The organism is Streptococcus sp. WM07 (genome assembly GCF_004570525.1).
In the GTDB taxonomy this organism is placed as follows: domain Bacteria; phylum Bacillota; class Bacilli; order Lactobacillales; family Streptococcaceae; genus Streptococcus.
This window is the reverse complement of sequence record NZ_SPPZ01000339.1, coordinates 1-255: the sequence shown is the minus strand read 5'-3', so window position 1 is coordinate 255 and position 255 is coordinate 1. Positions and strand designations below refer to the sequence as shown.

Here is a 255-nt window from a genome sequence, read left to right as displayed (position 1 = left end):
TTACAGACTTTCCAACTATATTCACAAACAGTTTCCGAAAACGTTTCATCGTCAGATTCTTCACAACTCCACCAGCTATATGCTTCACAAATAAGGAAAGATTATAGGCCAAGCAAGAAATCAACATGCGAACTTCGTTCTTGATTAAAGTTGAACTATCTGTCTTATCACCGAAAAATCCAGATTTCATCTCTTTTATGAAATTTTCAGACTGTCCCCGTTTTCGATAAAGTTGAAAATATTCCTGGCTAACTC

At 35.7% G+C, this 255-nt stretch carries 1 protein-coding gene; it reads right to left on the bottom strand.

The window, feature by feature from the left end:
• Window positions 1-255, bottom strand: a 255-nt coding sequence (locus tag E4T71_RS09490; RefSeq protein WP_167758534.1) for a transposase, incomplete at both ends; no start/stop codon positions are given.